This window comes from Paenibacillus sp. FSL K6-2859, from assembly GCF_038008265.1.
Classification (GTDB): Bacteria; Bacillota; Bacilli; order Paenibacillales; family Paenibacillaceae; genus Paenibacillus_AQ; species Paenibacillus_AQ nitricinens.
The window spans coordinates 4,406,767-4,426,536 of the sequence record NZ_JBBOYU010000001.1 but is presented as its reverse complement, the minus strand read 5'-3'; the positions used below and the strand labels follow the sequence as shown (position 1 = coordinate 4,426,536).

The 19,770-nt window shown below is 39.2% G+C and carries 17 protein-coding genes; 14 read left to right on the top strand and 3 right to left on the bottom strand.

Translation table 11 applies throughout. The annotated features are described in order from the left end of the window. Positions 1–65: 65 nt before the first annotated feature. The 3 genes from MHB64_RS19820 (at position 66) to MHB64_RS19810 (ending at position 2,054) form a co-directional block, all read left to right on the top strand. Positions 66–539, top strand: a complete 474-nt coding sequence (locus MHB64_RS19820) for a hypothetical protein (RefSeq protein ID WP_143812103.1) — start codon at positions 66–68, stop codon at positions 537–539. A gap of 183 nt (positions 540–722) precedes the next feature. Beyond that, positions 723–1,325 (top strand): YkoP family protein, encoded by a 603-nt coding sequence (locus tag MHB64_RS19815; RefSeq protein ID WP_445671617.1) that lies wholly within the window; start codon positions 723–725, stop codon positions 1,323–1,325. Positions 1,326–1,403: 78 nt separating this feature from the next. Then, entirely contained in the window at positions 1,404–2,054 is a 651-nt protein-coding gene (locus MHB64_RS19810) for a polysaccharide deacetylase family protein (protein ID WP_179281547.1), read from the top strand. Between the two features lie 21 nt (positions 2,055–2,075). Here the strand turns inward: MHB64_RS19810 and MHB64_RS19805 are convergent, their stop codons facing one another. Further along, positions 2,076–2,915 carry an AraC family transcriptional regulator gene (locus tag MHB64_RS19805; RefSeq protein WP_341135214.1) on the bottom strand — a complete coding sequence of 280 codons (840 nt, stop codon included), beginning with the start codon at positions 2,913–2,915 and terminating at the stop codon, positions 2,076–2,078. Positions 2,916–3,186: 271 nt separating this feature from the next. Between MHB64_RS19805 and MHB64_RS19800 the strand changes: the two genes are divergently transcribed. Both MHB64_RS19800 and MHB64_RS19795 read left to right on the top strand, forming a co-directional pair. Further along, complete coding sequence (locus MHB64_RS19800; protein ID WP_341135213.1) at positions 3,187–4,059, top strand: chitosanase; 873 nt, start codon at positions 3,187–3,189, stop codon at positions 4,057–4,059. Between the two features lie 89 nt (positions 4,060–4,148). Then, a complete protein-coding gene (locus MHB64_RS19795) occupies positions 4,149–6,737 on the top strand; it encodes a metallophosphoesterase (protein WP_341135212.1) in 2,589 nt (862 codons plus the stop codon). A gap of 95 nt (positions 6,738–6,832) precedes the next feature. Here the strand turns inward: MHB64_RS19795 and MHB64_RS19790 are convergent, their stop codons facing one another. Continuing rightward, entirely contained in the window at positions 6,833–8,182 is a 1,350-nt protein-coding gene (locus tag MHB64_RS19790; RefSeq protein ID WP_341135211.1) for a lytic polysaccharide monooxygenase, read from the bottom strand. A 584-nt stretch (positions 8,183–8,766) separates the two neighbouring features. Between MHB64_RS19790 and MHB64_RS19785 the strand changes: the two genes are divergently transcribed. The 8 genes from MHB64_RS19785 to MHB64_RS19750 all read left to right on the top strand — a co-directional run bounded on the left by MHB64_RS19785 (position 8,767) and on the right by MHB64_RS19750 (position 17,170). Next, complete coding sequence (locus tag MHB64_RS19785; protein ID WP_341135210.1) at positions 8,767–10,092, top strand: glycosyltransferase family 2 protein; 1,326 nt, start codon at positions 8,767–8,769, stop codon at positions 10,090–10,092. 44 nt (positions 10,093–10,136) lie between these two features. Next, on the top strand, positions 10,137–11,237 hold the full coding sequence (locus MHB64_RS19780) for an acyltransferase (protein WP_094869319.1): 1,101 nt from the start codon (positions 10,137–10,139) through the stop codon (positions 11,235–11,237). Between the two features lie 4 nt (positions 11,238–11,241). Continuing rightward, on the top strand, positions 11,242–12,378 hold the full coding sequence (locus MHB64_RS19775; protein ID WP_280786618.1) for a glycoside hydrolase family 18 protein: 1,137 nt from the start codon (positions 11,242–11,244) through the stop codon (positions 12,376–12,378). Positions 12,379–12,509: 131 nt separating this feature from the next. Continuing rightward, positions 12,510–14,150 carry an alkaline phosphatase gene (locus MHB64_RS19770; RefSeq protein WP_094869320.1) on the top strand — a complete coding sequence of 547 codons (1,641 nt, stop codon included), beginning with the start codon at positions 12,510–12,512 and terminating at the stop codon, positions 14,148–14,150. Positions 14,151–14,878: 728 nt separating this feature from the next. Then, positions 14,879–15,499 carry a DsbA family protein gene (locus MHB64_RS19765; protein WP_094869321.1) on the top strand — a complete coding sequence of 207 codons (621 nt, stop codon included), beginning with the start codon at positions 14,879–14,881 and terminating at the stop codon, positions 15,497–15,499. A gap of 124 nt (positions 15,500–15,623) precedes the next feature. Further along, entirely contained in the window at positions 15,624–16,445 is an 822-nt protein-coding gene (locus MHB64_RS19760; RefSeq protein ID WP_341135209.1) for a cytoplasmic protein, read from the top strand. Between the two features lie 4 nt (positions 16,446–16,449). Further along, the gene (locus MHB64_RS19755; protein WP_341135208.1) at positions 16,450–16,848 is read left to right on the top strand and encodes a nuclear transport factor 2 family protein; all 399 of its coding nucleotides are present in this window, start codon (positions 16,450–16,452) and stop codon (positions 16,846–16,848) included. A gap of 154 nt (positions 16,849–17,002) precedes the next feature. Further along, positions 17,003–17,170, top strand: a complete 168-nt coding sequence (locus MHB64_RS19750) for a hypothetical protein (RefSeq protein WP_179283624.1) — start codon at positions 17,003–17,005, stop codon at positions 17,168–17,170. A gap of 52 nt (positions 17,171–17,222) precedes the next feature. On the opposite strand, the gene MHB64_RS19745 is transcribed toward MHB64_RS19750, so the two are convergent. After that, positions 17,223–18,269, bottom strand: a complete 1,047-nt coding sequence (locus MHB64_RS19745) for a DUF418 domain-containing protein (protein ID WP_341135207.1) — start codon at positions 18,267–18,269, stop codon at positions 17,223–17,225. Between the two features lie 165 nt (positions 18,270–18,434). Here MHB64_RS19745 and MHB64_RS19740 point away from each other — a divergent pair, with 165 nt between their 5' ends. Next, positions 18,435–19,604 carry a VanZ family protein gene (locus tag MHB64_RS19740; RefSeq protein ID WP_445671616.1) on the top strand — a complete coding sequence of 390 codons (1,170 nt, stop codon included), beginning with the start codon at positions 18,435–18,437 and terminating at the stop codon, positions 19,602–19,604. The last annotated feature ends 166 nt before the right edge of the window (positions 19,605–19,770 follow it).

The following is a 19,770-nucleotide window of genomic DNA, read 5'->3' as shown; positions in this document are numbered from 1 at the left end:
TTCTGCAAAGGGGAAAGCCGCCTTTTTAGTATTTTACCAGTTAGGTCAGGTGAAGAGGAGGCATTATGTTGCGAAAATTACTCATTATTTTGATATTAAATGTGATTAGTATTTTTGCTGTAGAAGGGATGACTTTTAAATATAGTCCTGGTGGAAGTATTTCAGGGAATGGTAACCCAGGTATCATAGCTTTGGTTGTAGGATTATTGTTGTTCACCATTTTATTATTTAATGTAGGTGCTTTAATTAGGGGGTTCAAAAGTAAGAATAAAAGTAAACTTGTCCATGTTACACTCCCTTTAACCTCCATACTTATTATAGGAATAATGATTTGGGGAGAAACATCTAAAATTCGTTCATTATCTAACAATCTCAATGGATTTACTAACCATAAAGACTCCGTGGTGTATCGTTTCGGTTGGATTAACCAATACACAAATAACCTGTTTTTTAATGGGTACATTTTTTTCGGTGGTGTGGCACTAACGGCTTTCATCGTTTGGGTAGTGACTTCCCCACGACAACTCAAAAAATACTAGAAAGAGTAGCTAATGAAAAAAGTTATACGAAAATTTAATATAATCGCAGAGAAATTCCACTGTATGGCGTCCAATAGATGTAGACGTTAAGAAAGTTTTAATGAGGTTCATTATGTTCCTTTGTTGCAGCCGATCCGTTATGCACAATGTATGAAATGAGAGACTATAACCGTTTTAAGGAGGGTGGATGAGTTGGGTTTCAAAATACGTAAAACCACGGTGCAGTCCGTCTGGATGATGTGGGAAAAAGCTTTTGCGTTGCTTTCACATTTTCGTGGAGCGCATAAGTCGCACTTTGGTATATGTACCGTGATGTTAAAAAAGCACCGGGGACAGCCTATTATATGCCAAGACGCCACGGTCATCAACCAAGGCGAGTGGGTGGGAGAGCTCCACCTCGATAATGGAAGTATCCTGAAGTTGATCCAGTCCGAAGGATCGGATCGTGCTGCACTCCAAACGGCTCGCATGCTGCGTAAATCAATGCAGCAAATCAATGAAGCCTTCGAATCGCAGTCCGAGTTCAGGCAGGTCAAGGCTTTATTAGGTATTACACTGCTCCATCGGGGATTAACACATGGTCTTGGTTTTGAACAACAAAATATAAAGTCCGGTTTTTTTGAACGCATCACCACCATTTATCTTCGATTGCTGCTGTCTGCCATGCATCCGGAAGGCAGACAAAGAATCAGTCGGCGAACCGAACAACTGGTCCCGATGTTACTGATTCATTCACGGGCCTCACTGAAGAATCGGTTCTCACCCGGACAGAACTATTCTGGATAAGTCTTAAGCTTGTTATATGGAGGTGTAATTATTCTTACATATCTTATAGGAGGAATACTATGTACTGCCACCCTTTACATGTTTATTCCGAGTTTGATTACGCGAGTGAGCGGCTTTGGTGTCTTTCGCAAAGGAACGGTAAAGAAACAGGTGGCATTCACTTTTGACGATGGACCACATCCGGAATATACGCCGGAATTACTGGATTTATTGAAGTTACATCAAGTGAAAGCCACTTTTTTCGTGCTTGGATCGCGAGCGGAGCAGTATCCAGACCTGATCAGAAGAATGGATCGGGAAGGCCATCAGATTGGCATCCATAATTATTGTCATACCTCTAACTGGCTGATGCTGCCCCGTACGATTAGGCGAGAACATCTGGACCGCTCCGCTGATATTATAGAGTCTATTGTCGGAACCAGGCCCACTCATTACCGTCCACCTTGGGGATTAATCAATCTATTTGATTTCTTTCGATACAAGCAGTATCGAATTGTTCTATGGTCGCTGAAGGCAGGCGACTGGAACACCAGGGTCTGTCAAACCCGGATGCAGGCCATTCTGTTAGATGGAATCACCGATGGCTCCGTTGTCTTACTTCACGACAGCGGTGAGACTGTGGGCGCGGACCGGCATGCTCCTTATTTTATGCTGCAAGCTTTAGAGGAAGTGCTAAATCAACTGCAGGCAAGAAACCTGCAATTTGTTCGTCTTGACGAAATGTCTTGACGCATTCCAGTATTTTTACTGTTATGACTTAAATTGTTTGCGGAAGCAGAGCGGCGAGATACCCATCATTAATTTGAAGGTCCGTCCAAAATGGGAGATGTTATCAAACCCAACCATACCTGCAATTTCAGTAACATTAAAAGAAGAGCCAACGAGCAAATCACGCGCTTCTTTAATGCGGATGTTATTAATATATTCAATAAAACTGAAGCCGGTGGCCTCTTTAAAAGTTCGGCATAGGTAGGAAGAGCTTATGTCGAACTGCCGTGAAATCTCACAGAGCTTAAGCGGTTCCATATAATGTTGATTTACATAATTAACGATGTCCAGGACTTTCTTGTGTGTGCGATTGGATTCCAACATTGGAGCTACACGGCTGTCAAATAGTTTACGATTAAGATAGAGAAGCAACTCCACCAATATTATTTGTTGGTACTGTTCATATCCACGATCTTGCTTCTTTCCCTCCTGGATCATCTTCTGAAAAAGCTGTTCGATGAAATACTGATCCTTCCCGGTCATCTTCAAAGCGCGGTAATCACTTTTGAACAATTCGAGCAGTTCCTCACATTGACCGCCAGTGCAGAAATGCTGCAGGAATTCTTTTTTAAACAGCAGTGTAACCCGTTCATACATATTGCATCCAGAATTGACCAGTTTGTGCATTTCATGAATATCCATAAATAGCAACGTACCGCCCGCAACCTGGTAGGTTCTGTCCCCTATAAAATAATAAAAATCCCCGGATATTAAATACAGAATCTCATAGGCATCATGATAGTGTCTTGAAGGCATGCTGGTGTATAGCTGTTTCTTGCGGCTGATCTCAAAAAGAGTAGACTCATAAAATACCGGCTTCATTCAGCACCTCCTAAGAGGATTGTAGACTTAATCTAGGGTTTGTAGCAACATATGTATAAAATTTAATAATTACAAGAAAATACGTGCTGTTTAGTCAAACTTTATGAGATAAGCTTGAATTGAATTACCAAGTGTTGGAAAAAGGAGGGCTGTCATGCTCAGATAGGTTGGGGATAAGGTTCGCTGCCACTCAAAGTTAAAGCGCTTAAACTATTTAATTAAAGGAGAGATTGCGGTGCTTAATTCAACGAATAGTAAGGTTTCCAAGAAGATGAAATTTTCATTGTTGATTCTGCTCAGTTTTTCAATGATTTTTTCTTATGGCTATCTGTCCAATGCATCTCAACAGAAAAGTTATGCGGCAGGGAACCCGGATTCTAATTTCTCACCGGCAACACTTCAATTCTTGCGCGACAACACAGGTCTGGATGGTGAGCAGTGGAACAATATTATGATGCTTGTCAACAAACCGGAGCAGGACGATCTGAACTGGATCAATTTTTACGGATATTGTGAAGATATTGATGATGACCGCGGATATACGATTGGAATATTCGGTGCGACTACAGGCGGCTTAAATGATACCGGTCCCGACGGTCCGGATCTGTTCAAGGCATATGATGCTGCCAAAGGCGCGAGTAATCCTTCGGTTAAAGGCGCATTGGCCCGGATCGGTGTTAAGGGTTCGATGAAAGGGAAAATCCTCGAAATCAATGAAAGCGAAGAGAGCTTCTGCAGAAAAATCGGCATTTTGCAAAATGATCCCGAGTGGAGAGAGGCTATGTGGAAAACATTCTACAATATCTACATTAAATACAGTGTGGAGCAGGCCCGCAATCGCGGCTTTAACTCGGCATTAACGATTGGTTCCTTCGTGGATGCTGCGCTAAACCATGGTGCTACCGGCGGCTCCGAGACTCTTCAAGGGCTTTTGGGTAAATCAGGAAGCAGCACAGATGAGAAGACTTTCATGACCAAATTCTATAAAGAACGGACCAAGATTGTGGATACTAATGAGTACAACACTCCGCCTAACGGCAAGAACCGTGTGAAGCAGTGGAGCAATTTGCTCAACATGGGAGAGACAGACCTGAAGGGTGCAGATTCGGCAGTCCTTCAAGTCACCGATTGGGAACTTCAATAACAGGAATGCAAGAGTAGACAGAACCGCCGTTCTTCTTGGTGACGGCGGTTCAATGATAAGTAAGATTAATTTAGAGGGAGATGGGCTGAATGGATAACAACCAATCTTATCTCAAAAATAGATTTTACAAGGTAATCAGTCTAATGGTTATAGGTTTGCTGCTTGCCATGGAGTTGACCGGTATTGTCTCAGCAGGAAGGGAGGAAATTGAGGAAGACCTTACAAGTGAAGCAGCGGCAGTTCAGGAAACGATTGCCCAGTGGATTTTTAAAGACAAAGGCGAAAATGGTGTATTTCCGGCTACAGACGGGGTATATCAATCGTCTTCATCCATTCGTGATGTAGGAACTAATACGGATGCATACACCTATGATTCAGGTGAGAACAGCGTACGCAACCAGGGCTGGCATGAAGGAACGGGTCTAAAGTACTGGCTTGCCACGCTTTCTACCCAAGGCTTCGAAGGTATCTTCCTCTCATCACAGCAAACCTCTTCAAGTACAGGACCCAGGGATTTTAAGGTGCAATACAGTATAGATCAACAGGAATGGACAGATGTTACGGGCGGCAACCTTGTTCTAGCCCAGAACAATTTTAATTGTTCCAATAATTCCTGCAAATTAACGAACCTCGCTTTGCCTGCTGGAACAAACAATCAAGATATACTCTATATCCGCTGGGTGGTAAACTCTGCGAAAAGCGTAAGCGGGGGAACGGTGTCCAGCTCAGGCTCAAGCAGAATTAAAGATGTGGTAATTAAAGGAACACGCAGCAGCGGCGAACCTGGGGACGCTCCCACACTTGAGGTAAGCAAAACTCCCGCTTCAGGGGCTGCAGATGTTCCCCTTAACGCAGAGATCACAGTGAAGTTTAACAAAGCCATCAGCCTCGACAGTAGTTATCAGGTTGTAATCACAGAAAACAATGTTCCTCTTAACAACATCTCTGCTTTGCTCCTCGGTCAAGATACAGTCAAAGTCAGCCACCCTAATTTCACTGCCGGCAAAACTTACAACGTGACCATCCCAAAAGAGCTTGTTAAGGGGACTACGGATGGCCGGACACCGGAGAACGATATTACCTGGAGCTTTAAGACGAAGTCTCCGGATACCGGCATCAAAACACCAACGCTGCTGAACATGACTTTTAATGGGGACCCAAAGACAAGTATTGCCTTTGACTGGTATACAGCCGAAACCGTCAGAGGTACAGTAGTGCAAGTAGTGGAAGCTTCCAATGCGGGAGGAAGCGAGTTCCCGAAACAACTGGCAGCTTCTTATGAGGGCAGCGTAACAGTTATTGAAACCTTAATGACATCAGGAGACAGAAGCTCCAAGAAGTATAAAAAGTTCGCTAGCCACAAGGTTATTGCAAGCGGTCTTAAGCCTGGAACCAAGTATATCTACCGGGCCGGTAACGGTGATGCGGACGGTTGGAGCGAGGCGGGTTCTTTTACCACGGACAAGGCGGATAATCAGGACTTCCATTTCCTCTATGTAACCGACACCCAAGGTTCAAGTAAATCGAATTTCGATCTGTGGCAGGATACTTTTAAGCGAGCTATTGAGAAAACGATAGATCCCAAGTTTGTTCTTCTTACAGGGGATCTAACGGATGACGGTGATCTGGAGCAGCTGTGGCAGTGGTTCTTGGGTGTGCCGAAAAAAGAATTTGCCAATGTACCATTTGCACCGATTATCGGTAACCATGAGATAGAGGATTATCCGAATAATAACTTTTATAATCATTTTAATCTACCAAAAGATGTTGGGACGGGTGCTCATGACGGGTCGGTATATGCTTTCGAATACGGCGATGCCCTGTTTATGCAAATCAATTCCCAGTACGAAGGAGAGGTCAAGCCGTACAAAGCAGATATTCAGTTCACGAAGCAATTGGAATGGATGCGGAATCAGGTGGCAAAGACCGATAAGAAGTGGAAATTCGTCTCTATGCATAAGGGAGCTTATTCCTCTGGGGATAATGCTTCGGCAGAAAGCGACCGGGTAGAGTTTTACCGGAAATACCTGATTCCTGTATTTGATGAGCTGGGTGTGGATATGGTGTTTGAAGGACATGACCATATGTATATGAGGTCTTTTCAAATGTTGAACAACGTTCCGATTAAGAATGTTATTACCGATGAGCAAGGAAATGTGCTGAATCCCAAAGGGACCGTGTATCTAATGGGCAACTCAGCCGCTTCGAAATTCTATGCTATTAATCCAGATGCAGACAGTTTTTTTGCAGCAAAAAACGATCAGCCCAACAAGAAAATGTTCGTGGATGTATCCATTACAAGCGACGTGCTGAAATTCACATCCTACACAGCAGTTAAAGATAAACCCATTGCCGTCTATGACGCTTACAGTATTAAAAGGACTGACGTTAAACCCGGCATAGTCCAAAATCCAAGCGCAGTAAGACAGTCCGGGAACCGTGCAGTTCTTTCGTGGAAAGCGCCTGTAAATAGCTCTGAGCCAGTGCGAGGTTACCGGATTTACGAGAAAAATGATAAAGTCAGCACGAACTGGAGCGTGTATGTGCCGGCGGTAAACAGTCAGACAAGTTACAGCTATACATTAAACGGCATAGATTCTGCTAAATCCTACAATTTCGTTATTAAAGCAGTGGGGACAAGAAGTAATTCGCTTCCAGCAGAAGCAGGAATGCAATGAATCCTCAATTGTATTAAAAAGCAAAAAACCACGAAGTACAGTTTCACTGTATCTCGTGGTTTTACCCAATTTAGGGATTTGATTTTTTCACATCATTATTTCAATAACCATAGCGCCGGGGAATTGGCAGGCTCCCAACTGGTTATCGATGTATGGGCTTGACGACATTCATACACAGAACCATTATAGGTTACCAACGCACCGACTGTGTAAGAGGTATTAGGTGCCCAAGCTGGGGTTGTAGACGCTGTCGCAGTTGTTCCATTGATGGTGCTGGCCACTGATTGATTGTCTGCGGCGTCGAAGGCATATACACTGAACGTATATGTTGTTCCTGCACTAAGACCTGTTACTGTATAATCCGTTGTGGCTCCAGGTACAGTGGTGATTAATGTCGTTCCTCTATAAATACGGTAGCCTGTAACACCAACATTATCCGTTGACGGATTCCACATTAACTGAATGCTGGAGGATGTTGGGGTCCCCATAACATGTAAGCCGCCGGGGGCTGTCGGTGCTTGCGTATCATTACCGACGGGTGCATTGGTAGTAACACTGACGGAATTGCTTCCATTTGAGACATTGCCAGCAGCGTCTCTTGCCTTGACACTAAAGGTATAGGCAGTATTCGCGGTTAATCCAGATACGGTGTAATTTAATGTTGTGCCGGATACGGTAGCAACCAAAGAAGATCCGTTAAATACTTGGTACCCTGTTACACCGGTATTATCCGTGGATGCGTTCCAGGCCAAGGAAACGCTGGTGGATGTTTTTGCAGTTGCCGTCAAAGCAGCTGGCGCGGAAGGCGCTTGGGTATCGACAGGGTTGCTTCCGCTAAAGTTGACATCAATGACATTATAGAAGGCGTTCGGAGTATCTGCGACTTCCCACACAGCCAAGATGACGTGGTATCCACTACGTTCCGGAACGTTAAACGTGTCTGAGTAAGAGAAGGGTGGCTGTACACCTCCATAGTTCACCGAATAGAAAGGAGTCAGGTCGAATGAGTCTCGAGTAAGAGCGGCATTAGGATTCCAGTTAGGCTTTGTAATATAGTATTTCCAGCTTGCCGTCGAATGAGCGGCAGTCAGTTTCCAAGTGAAAGTATTTTGTCCAGCAGATATGTTGACTTTAGACCAGCGTGTAGCCGATTGTTCATCAAGCTTGGGAAAAGCTCCGTTAGCGCTTGCAATCTTCCCGTCTGCTGGCCCTGCAGCAGGGAACCCCTTAGGTGCCTCTAGACTTTGGGGCTCATAAACAATCGGGCCACAATCTGTATTTTGTCCGGATTTACAGAGTGCTGCCCTGCTAGCAGGTCCTTCAACATAGCCGTGAGAAAAGGACCTTTCCGGAAATAGCATTACAACCAATGAAATAATCAACATGATACTCCCATAAGCTAGCAGCTTTACCCAAGGTGAATGAGAAATGCGAAAAGATGACATTTTATTCCTCCTCTTTTAATGAAATATGCACTGCGAATGAATGATGCATTCAGACCCGAACGTCTTATCTCAATTACAACTCCTTTCTTTGTTGAACGTAATTATATAAACTCATAAGAGCTCATATATCGACATGAAAGGTAGAGAAAAAAGTGTGTAGGGCTAAATTCATTGAATGATAACAATTGTTGTAACTTCATAGTGATTATATGAAAATAAATGGAATTTGTCTACCATAAATAGAAGAAATATGCTATTTTCTAGTATGAAACGACTTCCTCAGAACCCGATTTACATTTCTCCTATCTTCCTCTTTAATACTTGGAATTTGAAATTTTCTTCTTTCTTCTTTTTTTGTGAAATGAAAATTAATGTATGTAAAATAAAGAGGAAAACTATATATTATTCAGAAAATTACAATAACAACGCTTTCAAAGGTTGCTATTTTTGGTTTTATTTACTATTATTAGTTGGAATTACTAACAAAGGATGTAAGTGATTGAAATTAGTGTGGGATTAACTGTCTGGAGAACAGTTCAATTCATAGAATTATAAGCTTTAGATAGATAAAAAGGAGTGAGGAGATGCAATACTTTTTTTATTTGTTAACCTTCATTTTTATTGGGTTTCAAACTCTTTACACAGTCATCCCTTTATTTTTCAGTAAAGTTAAGAAATTGAATAACGAATGTGATGAAAAATCGATTTCCGTTTTAGTTCCTGCTTATAACGAGGAGCTCACCATTAAGAACTGCATAGATGCAATGGAGGGCCTAAATTACTGTAATTATGAAGTCATCATTATTAATGATGGTTCAAAGGATCAGACGTTTCAAAAATTACATGAGCTTTTGGACTTATCGATAAGTGATAGAGAAGCAGAGGGGAAGCTTTCATACGCTGCTATTAAAGGGATTTATTTTTCGGAGAAATATGAAAAAATATTTGTAATTGATAAAGTCAATGGCGGAAAGGCAGATTCACTTAACGCCGGTATCGATTGTGCGAATACTGATATTGTGATCACGTTGGATGCAGATAGCATGCTGGAAATTAACTCGCTTAAATATGTAAATCAATATTTTCAAGATGATAAGATCATCGCCTTAGGGGGTACGGTAAAGATCGTACAGGGCGCTGAGAAAAGGAACGGCGTTATCCAAGATAAATTTACTGGTAAAGGTATTATAAAAAGCCAAGTTATCAGTTACATCCATGGATTTTATGTTAGAAAACTAACACAATCCGTTTTTAATTCAATTGTCGTTATTTCAGGCGCATTTGGTGCTTTTTATAAGAGTATATTGGTGGACGTTAACGGGTTTAGAAGTACTGTAGGCGAAGATATTGATATTACTTTAAAAATTCACGAGTTCATTAAAGCGAATAACTTGAATAAGAAGCTCGTCTACGCGCCAGAAGCCGTATGCTACACGGAATGCCCAGAAAACTTAAGTAACTTTTATAAACAAAGAATACGCTGGCAAAAAGCCTTTGTAGATTGCATTTTAATCTATTGGTCCAAATTATCACGAAAGTTTAGCATTGGTGTCAGTCTCTTTTTTGCTATCGATGGTTTTGTTCTAGGTACATTAACAGCATTTACAAGCATTTTTTATCTTATACAATCACTCTTTTTAGGTACCAATTTATTTAAGGCTTTTATTCTCATGTTGTCTGTAATTGTCATTAATGCGCTGCAAATCGGAATTTCTCTCTATTTATGCAAAAAATATGGCAGCAATTATTCAGTTAAAGATTATTTTAGAATGTTTTTGTTTAGTCAAGTTGAATTACTAACCTATCGAAATCTGCTGCTTTATATGAATATCGTAGGCACGTTTAAATACTTTGATAATGACGAGGGCTGGGGATTCGTTGAGAGAAAAGGTGTTTCAAGTATCAGCTAGTCTGCTACTGTAACTATCAGCAAACCACTCATCAGGAGGTATTTATGAATCATATATTGAAAGATAAACGAATTGTATTTATAGATGTATTAAGAATAATATCCATCATAGCTGTTATCATTTTGCACTACACTGCAGACTTGCTTACAAGGACAAATGATTTCAATACAACCTCTTGGTGGATTAGCAACATTTTTAATTCGATATCTAGATTTGCTGTGCCAATATTTTTTATGATAAGTGGTGCGATGATCCTTCGAGTGGAAGTGAAATCATATCGGCAATTTTATATTAAAAAAGTACTTCCTTTAATCATTTCCTTAGTTAGCTGGTCACTTATTTATGCCGTTTACACCCAATATATCATTCAAAAAAGCAGCATGGGCGTTTATGATTTTTTCATTCATTTTTCGTACGGTTTAATTTTTGATAAGAATTATATACATTTATGGTTTCTGTATGCGATTATTGCGATCTATATAACAGTTCCATTAATTAGTAAGCTGGTAAAAGTGTGCAGTGAAAAGGATTTAAAATATTATCTGTTGATATGGTTTTTGGTTAGTGTGGTTTATAAATTCATCTCCGACCTCGTATACAGATTGACCTCTGAATATATTAATATTCCCATAACTAACATCCCCTTGTTCATGGGTTATCTAGGATATTTTATCCTGGGATATTATCTCTTCAACTATACGATATCCATCAAAGCTAAAAATATTTTCTTTAACTTAGGCATTATATCCTTTTTTGTAACGCCATTAGCGACCTATTTTTCTTCCTTATCTAGTGGTGTGTTAGATGAAATGTTCTATGGCAACTATTCACTCTCAACATTTTTTATGGCTATTGGAACGTTTATCTATTTTAAAGAAAAAGAAACCGTGATTAGCGAGAAGTTGAATTACAAAGTCAAAAAAATAATCAGCTCCATTTCCAAGGCTAGCTTTAGTATCTACTTAATTCATTTGTTAGTTGAAATATTGGTATCCAGAAGAGCAGAAATACAAGCTACTCTACTCCAATCCATAGTTAACCTTACTTTTAATGTCATTATTGTATTCTTATTTAGCTTTATCACGGTTAAAGTCTTAAATCTAAATAAATATATTACACATGTATTATTTGGGGGAAGAAGTTAACATGATGAAAATAAGTATATATACAAAAATCTTCATCGCTATATTAGCTATAGGCATGGGAATTTACTATTACAATCTCAATGATTCAGACAAAAAAATAACCTCCGTGTACATACCGTTATGGAAAGACTTTAAAGATCTTAATCTAAAAGACAAAAACATTGATATTGCTATTCTCGCCTTTGCTAAAATTGATAAAACCAATGTATATTTTGATCTGGACCCTGCTAAAAATGAGATCATTAAAGAAAATATAAAAAAGCTGCAATCAAATAATAAAAAAACGAGTTTCATCCTTGGTGTTGGCGGATATAAAGCGGACGGATTCTCCGATGCTTCTATGGATGGAAACCGGTACTCTTTTACTGAGAGTATGATCGCAATGGTTAAGGAGTTGGATTTAGATGGGATCGATATAGACTGGGAATATCCAGCCTTTGATTCCTGGAACACAACTAAAGCCAGACCAGAAGATACCAAGAACTTTACTAGTCTTATGAAGGAACTTAATGAAAAACTGGATAGACTGCCGCGTAAAAATAAAAATTACTATTTAACCTTTGCTGCTGGAAATGAAGATTGGTTCTTCAAAAACGTTGAGGTTAAAAAAGTAGAAAAGTACGTGGATTTCATTAATGTGATGAGCTATGACTTGACTGGAGCTTGGTCAGAAACAACAGGGTATAATTCAAATTTATTTATAGATAAGAATAGTAAGAGCAAAACCAGCGTGGATCGTATTATTCGTTTATATTTAGATCGTGATGTTGATCCGAGTAAGCTTCTACTAGGTGTTCCAGCTTATTCCTATGGATGGGAGAATGTTAAAAGTGATGAGAATAAGGACGCCTCATTTTTACTGGGTAAACCCATCAATATCGACAAAGTAGATTTAAGCTACAAGACAATAAAAGAAAAATATATGAGTCAAGATCGATTTAAACGATACTTTGACGATACAGCTAAGACGGCCTATTTGTATGATGGTGATACTTTTATTACGTATGAAGATAAAGAAGCCTTGCAGGCAAAAGTTAAATATATCAAAGATAAAAAATTGGCTGGTGTCATGGTGTGGGAGTATTCTCAAGACTCCGAAGAAGGCATAGTAAAGTATTTATCTGATAATCTGAACAAGTAGTTATTGCTAAATGGTCAAGTCAAAATATGCATAGAATTTAATATATAAAAAGAGAATTGGTGCTGCTCCCGCAAACAATCCTCCTTTAAACTAGAAACGTACTTAATAAAATCTGCTAGAGGAGGATTCAAATGCGCAAAAAAGTTATCGGAAGAATTTGCAGTACAATTATGGTTTGCAGTCTGCTTGCAGCAGGGAACGGAACGGCCTATGCCAGTGGCGCCAATAACTCTGATGCGCCTACAAACAAAACGGTCAAGAACGTGATCCTGTTTATTACGGATGGGATGAGCTTGTCCGATGTGAACTTGGCCAGATGGTATCAGGGAGGGCAGGCGCTTACGATGGACAAGTATTTCAGCGGGCTGGTGAGAACCTACTCTACGGATTCACTTACCACAGATTCCGCTGCGGGAGCTACGGCTTATGCCACAGGCCATAAGGTCAAGAGTGAGACGGTATCCATACTGCCCGACCGAATCACGATGCCGTTCGTGGACGCAGTTAAGCCAGAGGACGTGAACAAACCTCTGCTTACAATTATGGATGCAGCGAGAATGGCAGGGAAAAGTACAGGAACGGTATTTACTTGTGAATTAACGGATGCGACGCCGGCTACATTTTTAAGTCATGCATATACGCGTGACAATGCGCAGTCAATTGCAGAACAGATGGTCTACAGTGGTGTAGATGTTCTTCTTGGGGGTGGGTCCGGGTATTTGGTACCCGGCAAAGAAGATATTAACCGCAAGGATGGAGAAGATTTAACCAAAGTCTTGAAATCAAATGGGTATGAATACGTAACGGATAAAGCAGGTTTAATGAATTCTAAAACGAATAAAATCTGGGGTCTGTTCAACCCCGAAGCACTGGATGCTGATTTTGACCTGAACCCGCAAAAGCAACCGAGCCTTGCTGAAATGACCAAAGTTGCTGTAGAGAAGTTGTCACAGAACGAGAAAGGTTTCATTCTGATGGTCGAAGCAAGTCAGATTGACTGGTATGGTCATGATAACGATCCGGTGGGGATTATGAGTGAGACATTAGCGTTTGATAAAGCCTTCAAAGCCGCTGTTGACTTTGCAGAAAAAGACGGAAATACAGCAGTCTTGTCCGTTTCAGATCATGCTACTGGCGGGCTCAATATGACGAACTATGATTCTACTAAAGACCTAGTCTCCTTGATGAAGAAAGCAAAGCATACCAGTTATTACATTGAAGACAGTATTAATGAGAACAATTTTAAAAAGGTCCTTGCGGATAATTATGGACTTAGTGATTTAACCAAAGAAGAAGCGGATCAAGTCAGATTAGGTATGAAGGATAACCTTTCGCCGGTCATCGGTAAAATCTTGGGAAATAAGATAGGCGTAACCTTCTCTACGGATGATCACACATCGGAAGAAGTGGGTTTGTTCGCCTACCATCCGGCTAATTATAAACCGACCGATTTCGTGAACAGCGGTGTAATCCAGAATACGGATGTGAATAAGTATATTCAAGAAGTAACCGGACTAAATCTGGCTGAGCTTCAGGATACGCTGTACGTATCCAGTGATAAATTCAAGTCCAAAGGAGCTACGATCACCCTAGACAAGACCGATAAGACGAATCCGGTGGTTGTAGTGAAAAAAGCAGGTCAGGTTCTCAAGCTGCCTATTGATAAAAACATCGCCATTCTGGATGGCAAAACAACGAAACTCAATGTGCTGACGGTAATGATTAAGGATAAAGTGTGGGTTTCGCAGGATGCCGTAGACTTGATTCTCTGATTATTAAAGTTTAGGGTATGATTCTTCGTCGAAAAGTTAAAGCGCTTAAACCCAAAAACCCCTTATAAAAAAGGGGTTTTTGGGTTGGGAAAAGAAATTTCGACTTGAATTGGAATCAGGAAAGTGAGTGATCGTGAAAATCTCCCCGCGGGAGGCTTTTGAACACTTTCAAATTAATGTAATAAGTTAGCGGCCCAAAACCGAAAATAGCGGTTGACGAATCCAAGCGAGCATAAAATGAGGATGAAAATGGAAAAACACCTGCAAATCCTGTGTTGTTAGATTAGCGTAGTTATAACTTCATAAAATTATCTCTATACATACCAAGGAAGTACATCTGAAGGTTTTTAGATTGAGCCCAACAATAGGAAGTTAATTTTTTCGTTAATAAGAATTGACTTTCACACTACCTGTAACTACAATAGTTACAGGTAGTAGTAACAGTCCCTGTTACAGATAAAAAAGCACTTCATACTCAAGCACCTGGTGCTTTCTAGTCTGAAGGTCCAGCTGAAGAACTAGAGAGGGGGCATCTCCATTTTTAGGTAATAATGAATTTTTTTTGGCGTCCCTTCTTTTGAAGCAATAGATGTTGAAGGGCATAATAAGGCGCTGAAAAAGCACAATAGATTAAAGAAGATGCAATTCTACGCGCTAAAAAGTTAGCAGAGAATTTCTAAGTAACAGCGAGACTGCTTAATAATAAAAAATAAAGGTAGGCGTTTTTAATGGAGATAAAACAAGACACCCTTATATATATATGGGATGCATATTGTGGATGGTGCTATGGATTTTCAGAAAGTATTAAAGGTTTTCACAAAAATCACCCTGAAATTCCGTTAACTGTTTTATCCGGAGGATTATTTTTAGATAATCTGCCAATAAAAAAATTCTCATATATATCAGAAGGTAATAAAAGAATTAATGAACTTACTGGTGCGGAATTTGGTCCTTCATATCAGGCGTTGTTGTCAGAAGGTACTTTTACAATGAATTCAAAGGATGCTGCAATTGGCTTTTCAGCTTTACGTTCATTAGCACCGAACCGTTTATTAGAATTTACTTCTGCCATGCAAAAAGCGTTTTATTATAATGGAAAAAGTCTGAGTGACCCTGAAACATATCGTAAGATAGCTATTGATCATCATTTGGATCCTGAACAAGTACTAGAGCGACTAAAATCTCAAGAAACTATAATAGATGTTCAAAATGATTTCAACACGGTTCAACAACTTGGTATAAATAGCTACCCCTCTCTACTTCTACACAAGGATAACCAATTAATTACTATTGGTGGCGGAGTAATGACGTCGGATAAAATTGAAGCACGTTTTAAAGATTGTTATTAAGGATTTTAATTTAAGGTATAAAACATTTATCATTCCACAGAATATATCGGCTGAGAGGAAGAATAAAGCTCCTGAAAAAGCGTTAGAAATTAAAGATGGTTCAATAAAAAGGAGATAAAATTCTATGTTTAAAACAATCGAAATAAATCAAAATGATGTGAAATTGACGATATTTAGTTCTGAAGAAAAAAGTTTTATGGTGACTGCAACCTTAGTTGAAAAAGCAGGACATGCATTCTTAATAAATGCGAAATTTACTCAATCCGATTCGAAAGAAATTGTTGATTTCCTAAATGAAAATAACTTGTCTTTAGATAAAATTTTTATTATTCATGGAGATCCGGACTACTATTTTGGGTTAGAAAGTATTAAAGCAGCGTATCCAGAAGCCATTGCGTATGCCACAGAATCTACTGTTGAACATATTGTTCATTCTGTTTTAGGTAAATTAAAAGTTTGGAAAGATGCACTTGGAGAAAACGCGCCAAGTAATGTTGTATTGCCTCAAGTATTTGCAGAAAAAACTATTGACTTTCAAGGTTTAATATTTGAACTTGTAGGTTTAGATAATTACAGAACTAGCTTGTTTAACAGAGAATTGAAATTATTGATTGGTGGCATTGAAATATTCAACGAAATACATGTTTTCTTAGCAGATACTAGCTCAAAAGAAGCAATGGAAGCTTGGATTGAGAACTTGAAAGTGTTACAAGGATTAAATGCTAATATAATCGTACCAAGCCATGGTTCAATAGAAAAATCCTTAGATAATCAAGCCCTTATTGCAACTAGCAATTATCTAAAAACTGCAATTAAAGCCTCTGAAGAAAGTAAAACTTCTACGGATTTTGTTGCAAAACTTGAAGCAGCATATCCAGGCTATGCAAATAAAGGCGTATTAGAATTAAGTGCAAAAGTTGTAACGAAAGAAATTCCTTGGGGGTAATGTTATGAATATTTATCAAAGATTATTACATGAAACGTATGTATTAACCGGTGAAGGAAAATTGGATGCCTTCAAAATGTATTTAAGTGATAATGTATCTTGGACAGAAGCTGCTGGATTTCCTTATGCGGGTACTTATGTAGGTCCAGATGAAGTAGTGAAAAACGTACATGAACGCCTTGGAACCGAATGGGATGGCTATTCTGCAAAAGATGAAATCTATGCGTTTAATAATAACACTGTTATCGTCTACGGAAAATATAGTGGGACGTATAAAGCAACAGGAAAATCATTTATAGCAGACTTTTGCCATCTATATGAATTTGATGAGAATGATAAGGTTAATAAATTTATTCAAATCGTGGACAGCGCAACTGTCAATAATGCATTAAGTTCAAATTAGTTGTTTGTAACTTAATTTGTATACGGGGTAGCGGCAGGATAACCGCATTTTCCTGACGCTACCCCATCGCTATCAAGCTAAGGTTTTACACTACCTATAAAGCAAAAAGACGTTATCCTCTCTATAGAATTTTTGGAAAGGATGGCGTTTCTTTATGAATTTTTCGATTCTTGACGAACTTCCGGTAAAGATGCACGCTGCAACTGAGGATAAAGATATCACGATGAGACAAATTCATCGAACATGCGGTTCAACTGTTGGTGTGAACAGAGCGATAAGATTGACCACGAAGCTGTTAAAAGTGGATGAAAACGATGCTTAATTGGAAAAATGAGAACATCAACTACCACCGCTGCCCAAGTTAGCGAGAGTTTTTATCGTTTTGTAGTTTGTTTTGTTCCATAGGTCAACAAGCGCCAACCCTTTTCTAAGGGTCCCATAGAAAAGAACTTGAACCAGATGGTACTAAAAATGATTTGAATCAAATAAATCAGAACAGCGATGTAGAGAATATCTTTTGGTGAGACGACTTCGAGACCTATAATTGAAATGATTGCTGTCCCTATAATGCTTTGAGCTACATAATTTGTAAATGCCATTTGACCAACTCGTGCTATGGGTCTCAAAATTTTCACGATACGTTTATTCTCTAATAGTAGAAATAATGTGGTTAAGTAAAACAAAGTGGTTGGAAGTGACCCTATGGCTGTAACTGAATCTACATAGCTGTTCCCGCTTTGAGAAGCGTTCCAAATCCATAATGAGAAACCAACGAACAAAAGAAAAGATACAATCTGAATCCATCTAATCGGTTTGTACAATTGTTGTATGCGTGTCAGCCAACCTGATTTTGCGGTTAAAAAGCCAGTTAAAAACATGATGAAGATTTGTATAGCGTCATTAGAAAACAGATCTAACACAGTTGATAACACCCCAAGCGAGGGTGAAAATATTTTTGACATCAGGCAAAGGATATAAATTAATGTCATGCCAACAAGCCATTTTTTAAGGGTAGAAATCTTCGCGTAATAAAAAGGGATCAACAACAATCCGATAATGGCGTAAGCGGGGAGAATCGATCCCCAAAAGATAAATATATGAATGATTCCCATCAGCAAGAGGATTAGTAAACGTCTAGCCATACGCTTTCTTGGTTGATCTCCCCGGCTTTCAGCTCTTGAGGCGAAAATGTACAGGCCTACTCCAAAAAGGAATGAAAAAATAGAAAAGAATTTTTTTTGTACGAAGATGGTGATTAAAGTACTGATGATTCCATTAATACCACTATAGTCTGGCAAGGGATCTCCTTCCATAATAAGTTTAAAGCCCCCAACATTTATAAGCAGTATGCCAAAAAGAGCAAGTCCGCGAATGATGTCGAGTGAAATAATTCTTTCTTTTTGTGAGATGGAGGGGTTCATTATAGTTCTCCTTTGAAAATAATTTTATTTGCCTAGAAGTCACTATAAGTTGCGAACCTTACATTAAATGAATGTCAACATTACAGAATCCTTAAATCTGATAAAATGTTCCAACTCCAGTTGAATTAGAATCCGTTTTATGGTTAATATGAATACTAAATAATTATGGGGTGTGAACTAGAAATGTCAGCATATACGCAACCAATCTTTGTGGCAGCGATTTTTTTTGTTGTTTTAGCATTCGCCTTATTTATCCCATGGCTCGTGTATACCTATAGAAAGTTTAATTATCTGCCTTTTTCAACTACATTAATTTCGTTTTCATTTATCTTTTACTTTCTAGCAGCGTTATTTTTAGTTTTGTTGCCGTTGCCAGAAACTCGCAATACTTGTTCGCTACAAAAACCGGGTACACAACACTATTCCCTTATACCTTTTCAATTTATTGTGAGTACCTTTGATAATAGTGGTGTAGTTCTGTCACAGCCTGCAACGTATAGACTGTTATTTAGCCAACCATCGTTCTATCAAGCCTTTTTTAATTTTTTGCTGTTATTACCTTTTGGTGTTTATTTGCGATACTTTTTTCAAGACAAGAAACACTGGAAGCAAGCGCTAGGGATCACCTTCTCACTAACCTTATTTTATGAGGTCACACAGGTAACCGGCATTTACGGAATTTATAATTGCCCTTATCGTATTTTTGATGTGGATGATTTATTGTTGAATACTACTGGCGGGGTACTGGGATTCTTTATTGCTCCAGCCGTGTTGGCGTTATTCCCCTCCAAGAAGAAAATTAATGAGAAAGCAGAAACATTATTGGCTCTTGATGAAGTGAAAGGGATGTCTGTGTTGCTGGCAGTTATGATTGATATATTTATCAGCAACATAGTGGTTAAAGTGGTGTTGAGTATGACCAACGTGAATATCGTTAGTGAATTTATTGCGACGACAGTGACGCTTTTTATAACACTTTTTATAATTCCGTGGATTTGGAACGGAGCGACCATCGGTACGAAAATTATGCGCTATCGCTATGACAGTAAAGTAAGTCAAAAGGAAACAAACAAGCGATTATTTAAACGCTTTGGTGCGATTTACGCGATATACTTCATAACAGTCATTGCGAATACGTTAAATAACGTGGAGCTATCAATGGATTCTCCATTTTATAAGGCATCCATATTCTTAACGCTGGGTGCTGGATTGACCTTGTTCATATTATCGATCGTGCTGTTCATCCATGCGATATTAGTCGTGTTTGGCAAACAGAAACGCCGCTTCTATTTTGATGATGCTTCTGATTTATATACAACGAGAAAAATAATGTAGAGCTCTCGGCTCAAAACTTACCTAAATCTTGAATAAAAGGGGTACTCCGTAGTCTTAAATGGCTACTGGGTATCCCTTTTTTTGGATTTAAGCTTATTGTAAGGTTGGCATGAATTTGCTGTAAGGTTCAGAGCCTATAGTATAAGTATCAGCAAATTATGAGGTG

Coding starts and splice junctions, on each gene's coding strand:
- MHB64_RS19750 (WP_179283624.1), top strand. CDS start 17,003: ATGAATTTTTCGATTCTTGACGAACTTCCGGTAAAGATGCACGCTGCA.
- MHB64_RS19810 (WP_179281547.1), top strand. CDS start 1,404: ATGTTTATTCCGAGTTTGATTACGCGAGTGAGCGGCTTTGGTGTCTTT.
- MHB64_RS19755 (WP_341135208.1), top strand. CDS start 16,450: ATGAATATTTATCAAAGATTATTACATGAAACGTATGTATTAACCGGT.
- MHB64_RS19800 (WP_341135213.1), top strand. CDS start 3,187: ATGAAATTTTCATTGTTGATTCTGCTCAGTTTTTCAATGATTTTTTCT.
- MHB64_RS19770 (WP_094869320.1), top strand. CDS start 12,510: ATGCGCAAAAAAGTTATCGGAAGAATTTGCAGTACAATTATGGTTTGC.
- MHB64_RS19740 (WP_445671616.1), top strand. CDS start 18,435: ATGGGGTGTGAACTAGAAATGTCAGCATATACGCAACCAATCTTTGTG.
- MHB64_RS19795 (WP_341135212.1), top strand. CDS start 4,149: ATGGATAACAACCAATCTTATCTCAAAAATAGATTTTACAAGGTAATC.
- MHB64_RS19765 (WP_094869321.1), top strand. CDS start 14,879: ATGGAGATAAAACAAGACACCCTTATATATATATGGGATGCATATTGT.
- MHB64_RS19745 (WP_341135207.1), bottom strand. CDS start 18,269: ATGAACCCCTCCATCTCACAAAAAGAAAGAATTATTTCACTCGACATC.
- MHB64_RS19805 (WP_341135214.1), bottom strand. CDS start 2,915: ATGAAGCCGGTATTTTATGAGTCTACTCTTTTTGAGATCAGCCGCAAG.
- MHB64_RS19760 (WP_341135209.1), top strand. CDS start 15,624: ATGTTTAAAACAATCGAAATAAATCAAAATGATGTGAAATTGACGATA.
- MHB64_RS19790 (WP_341135211.1), bottom strand. CDS start 8,182: ATGTCATCTTTTCGCATTTCTCATTCACCTTGGGTAAAGCTGCTAGCT.
- MHB64_RS19820 (WP_143812103.1), top strand. CDS start 66: ATGTTGCGAAAATTACTCATTATTTTGATATTAAATGTGATTAGTATT.
- MHB64_RS19785 (WP_341135210.1), top strand. CDS start 8,767: ATGCAATACTTTTTTTATTTGTTAACCTTCATTTTTATTGGGTTTCAA.
- MHB64_RS19780 (WP_094869319.1), top strand. CDS start 10,137: ATGAATCATATATTGAAAGATAAACGAATTGTATTTATAGATGTATTA.
- MHB64_RS19775 (WP_280786618.1), top strand. CDS start 11,242: ATGAAAATAAGTATATATACAAAAATCTTCATCGCTATATTAGCTATA.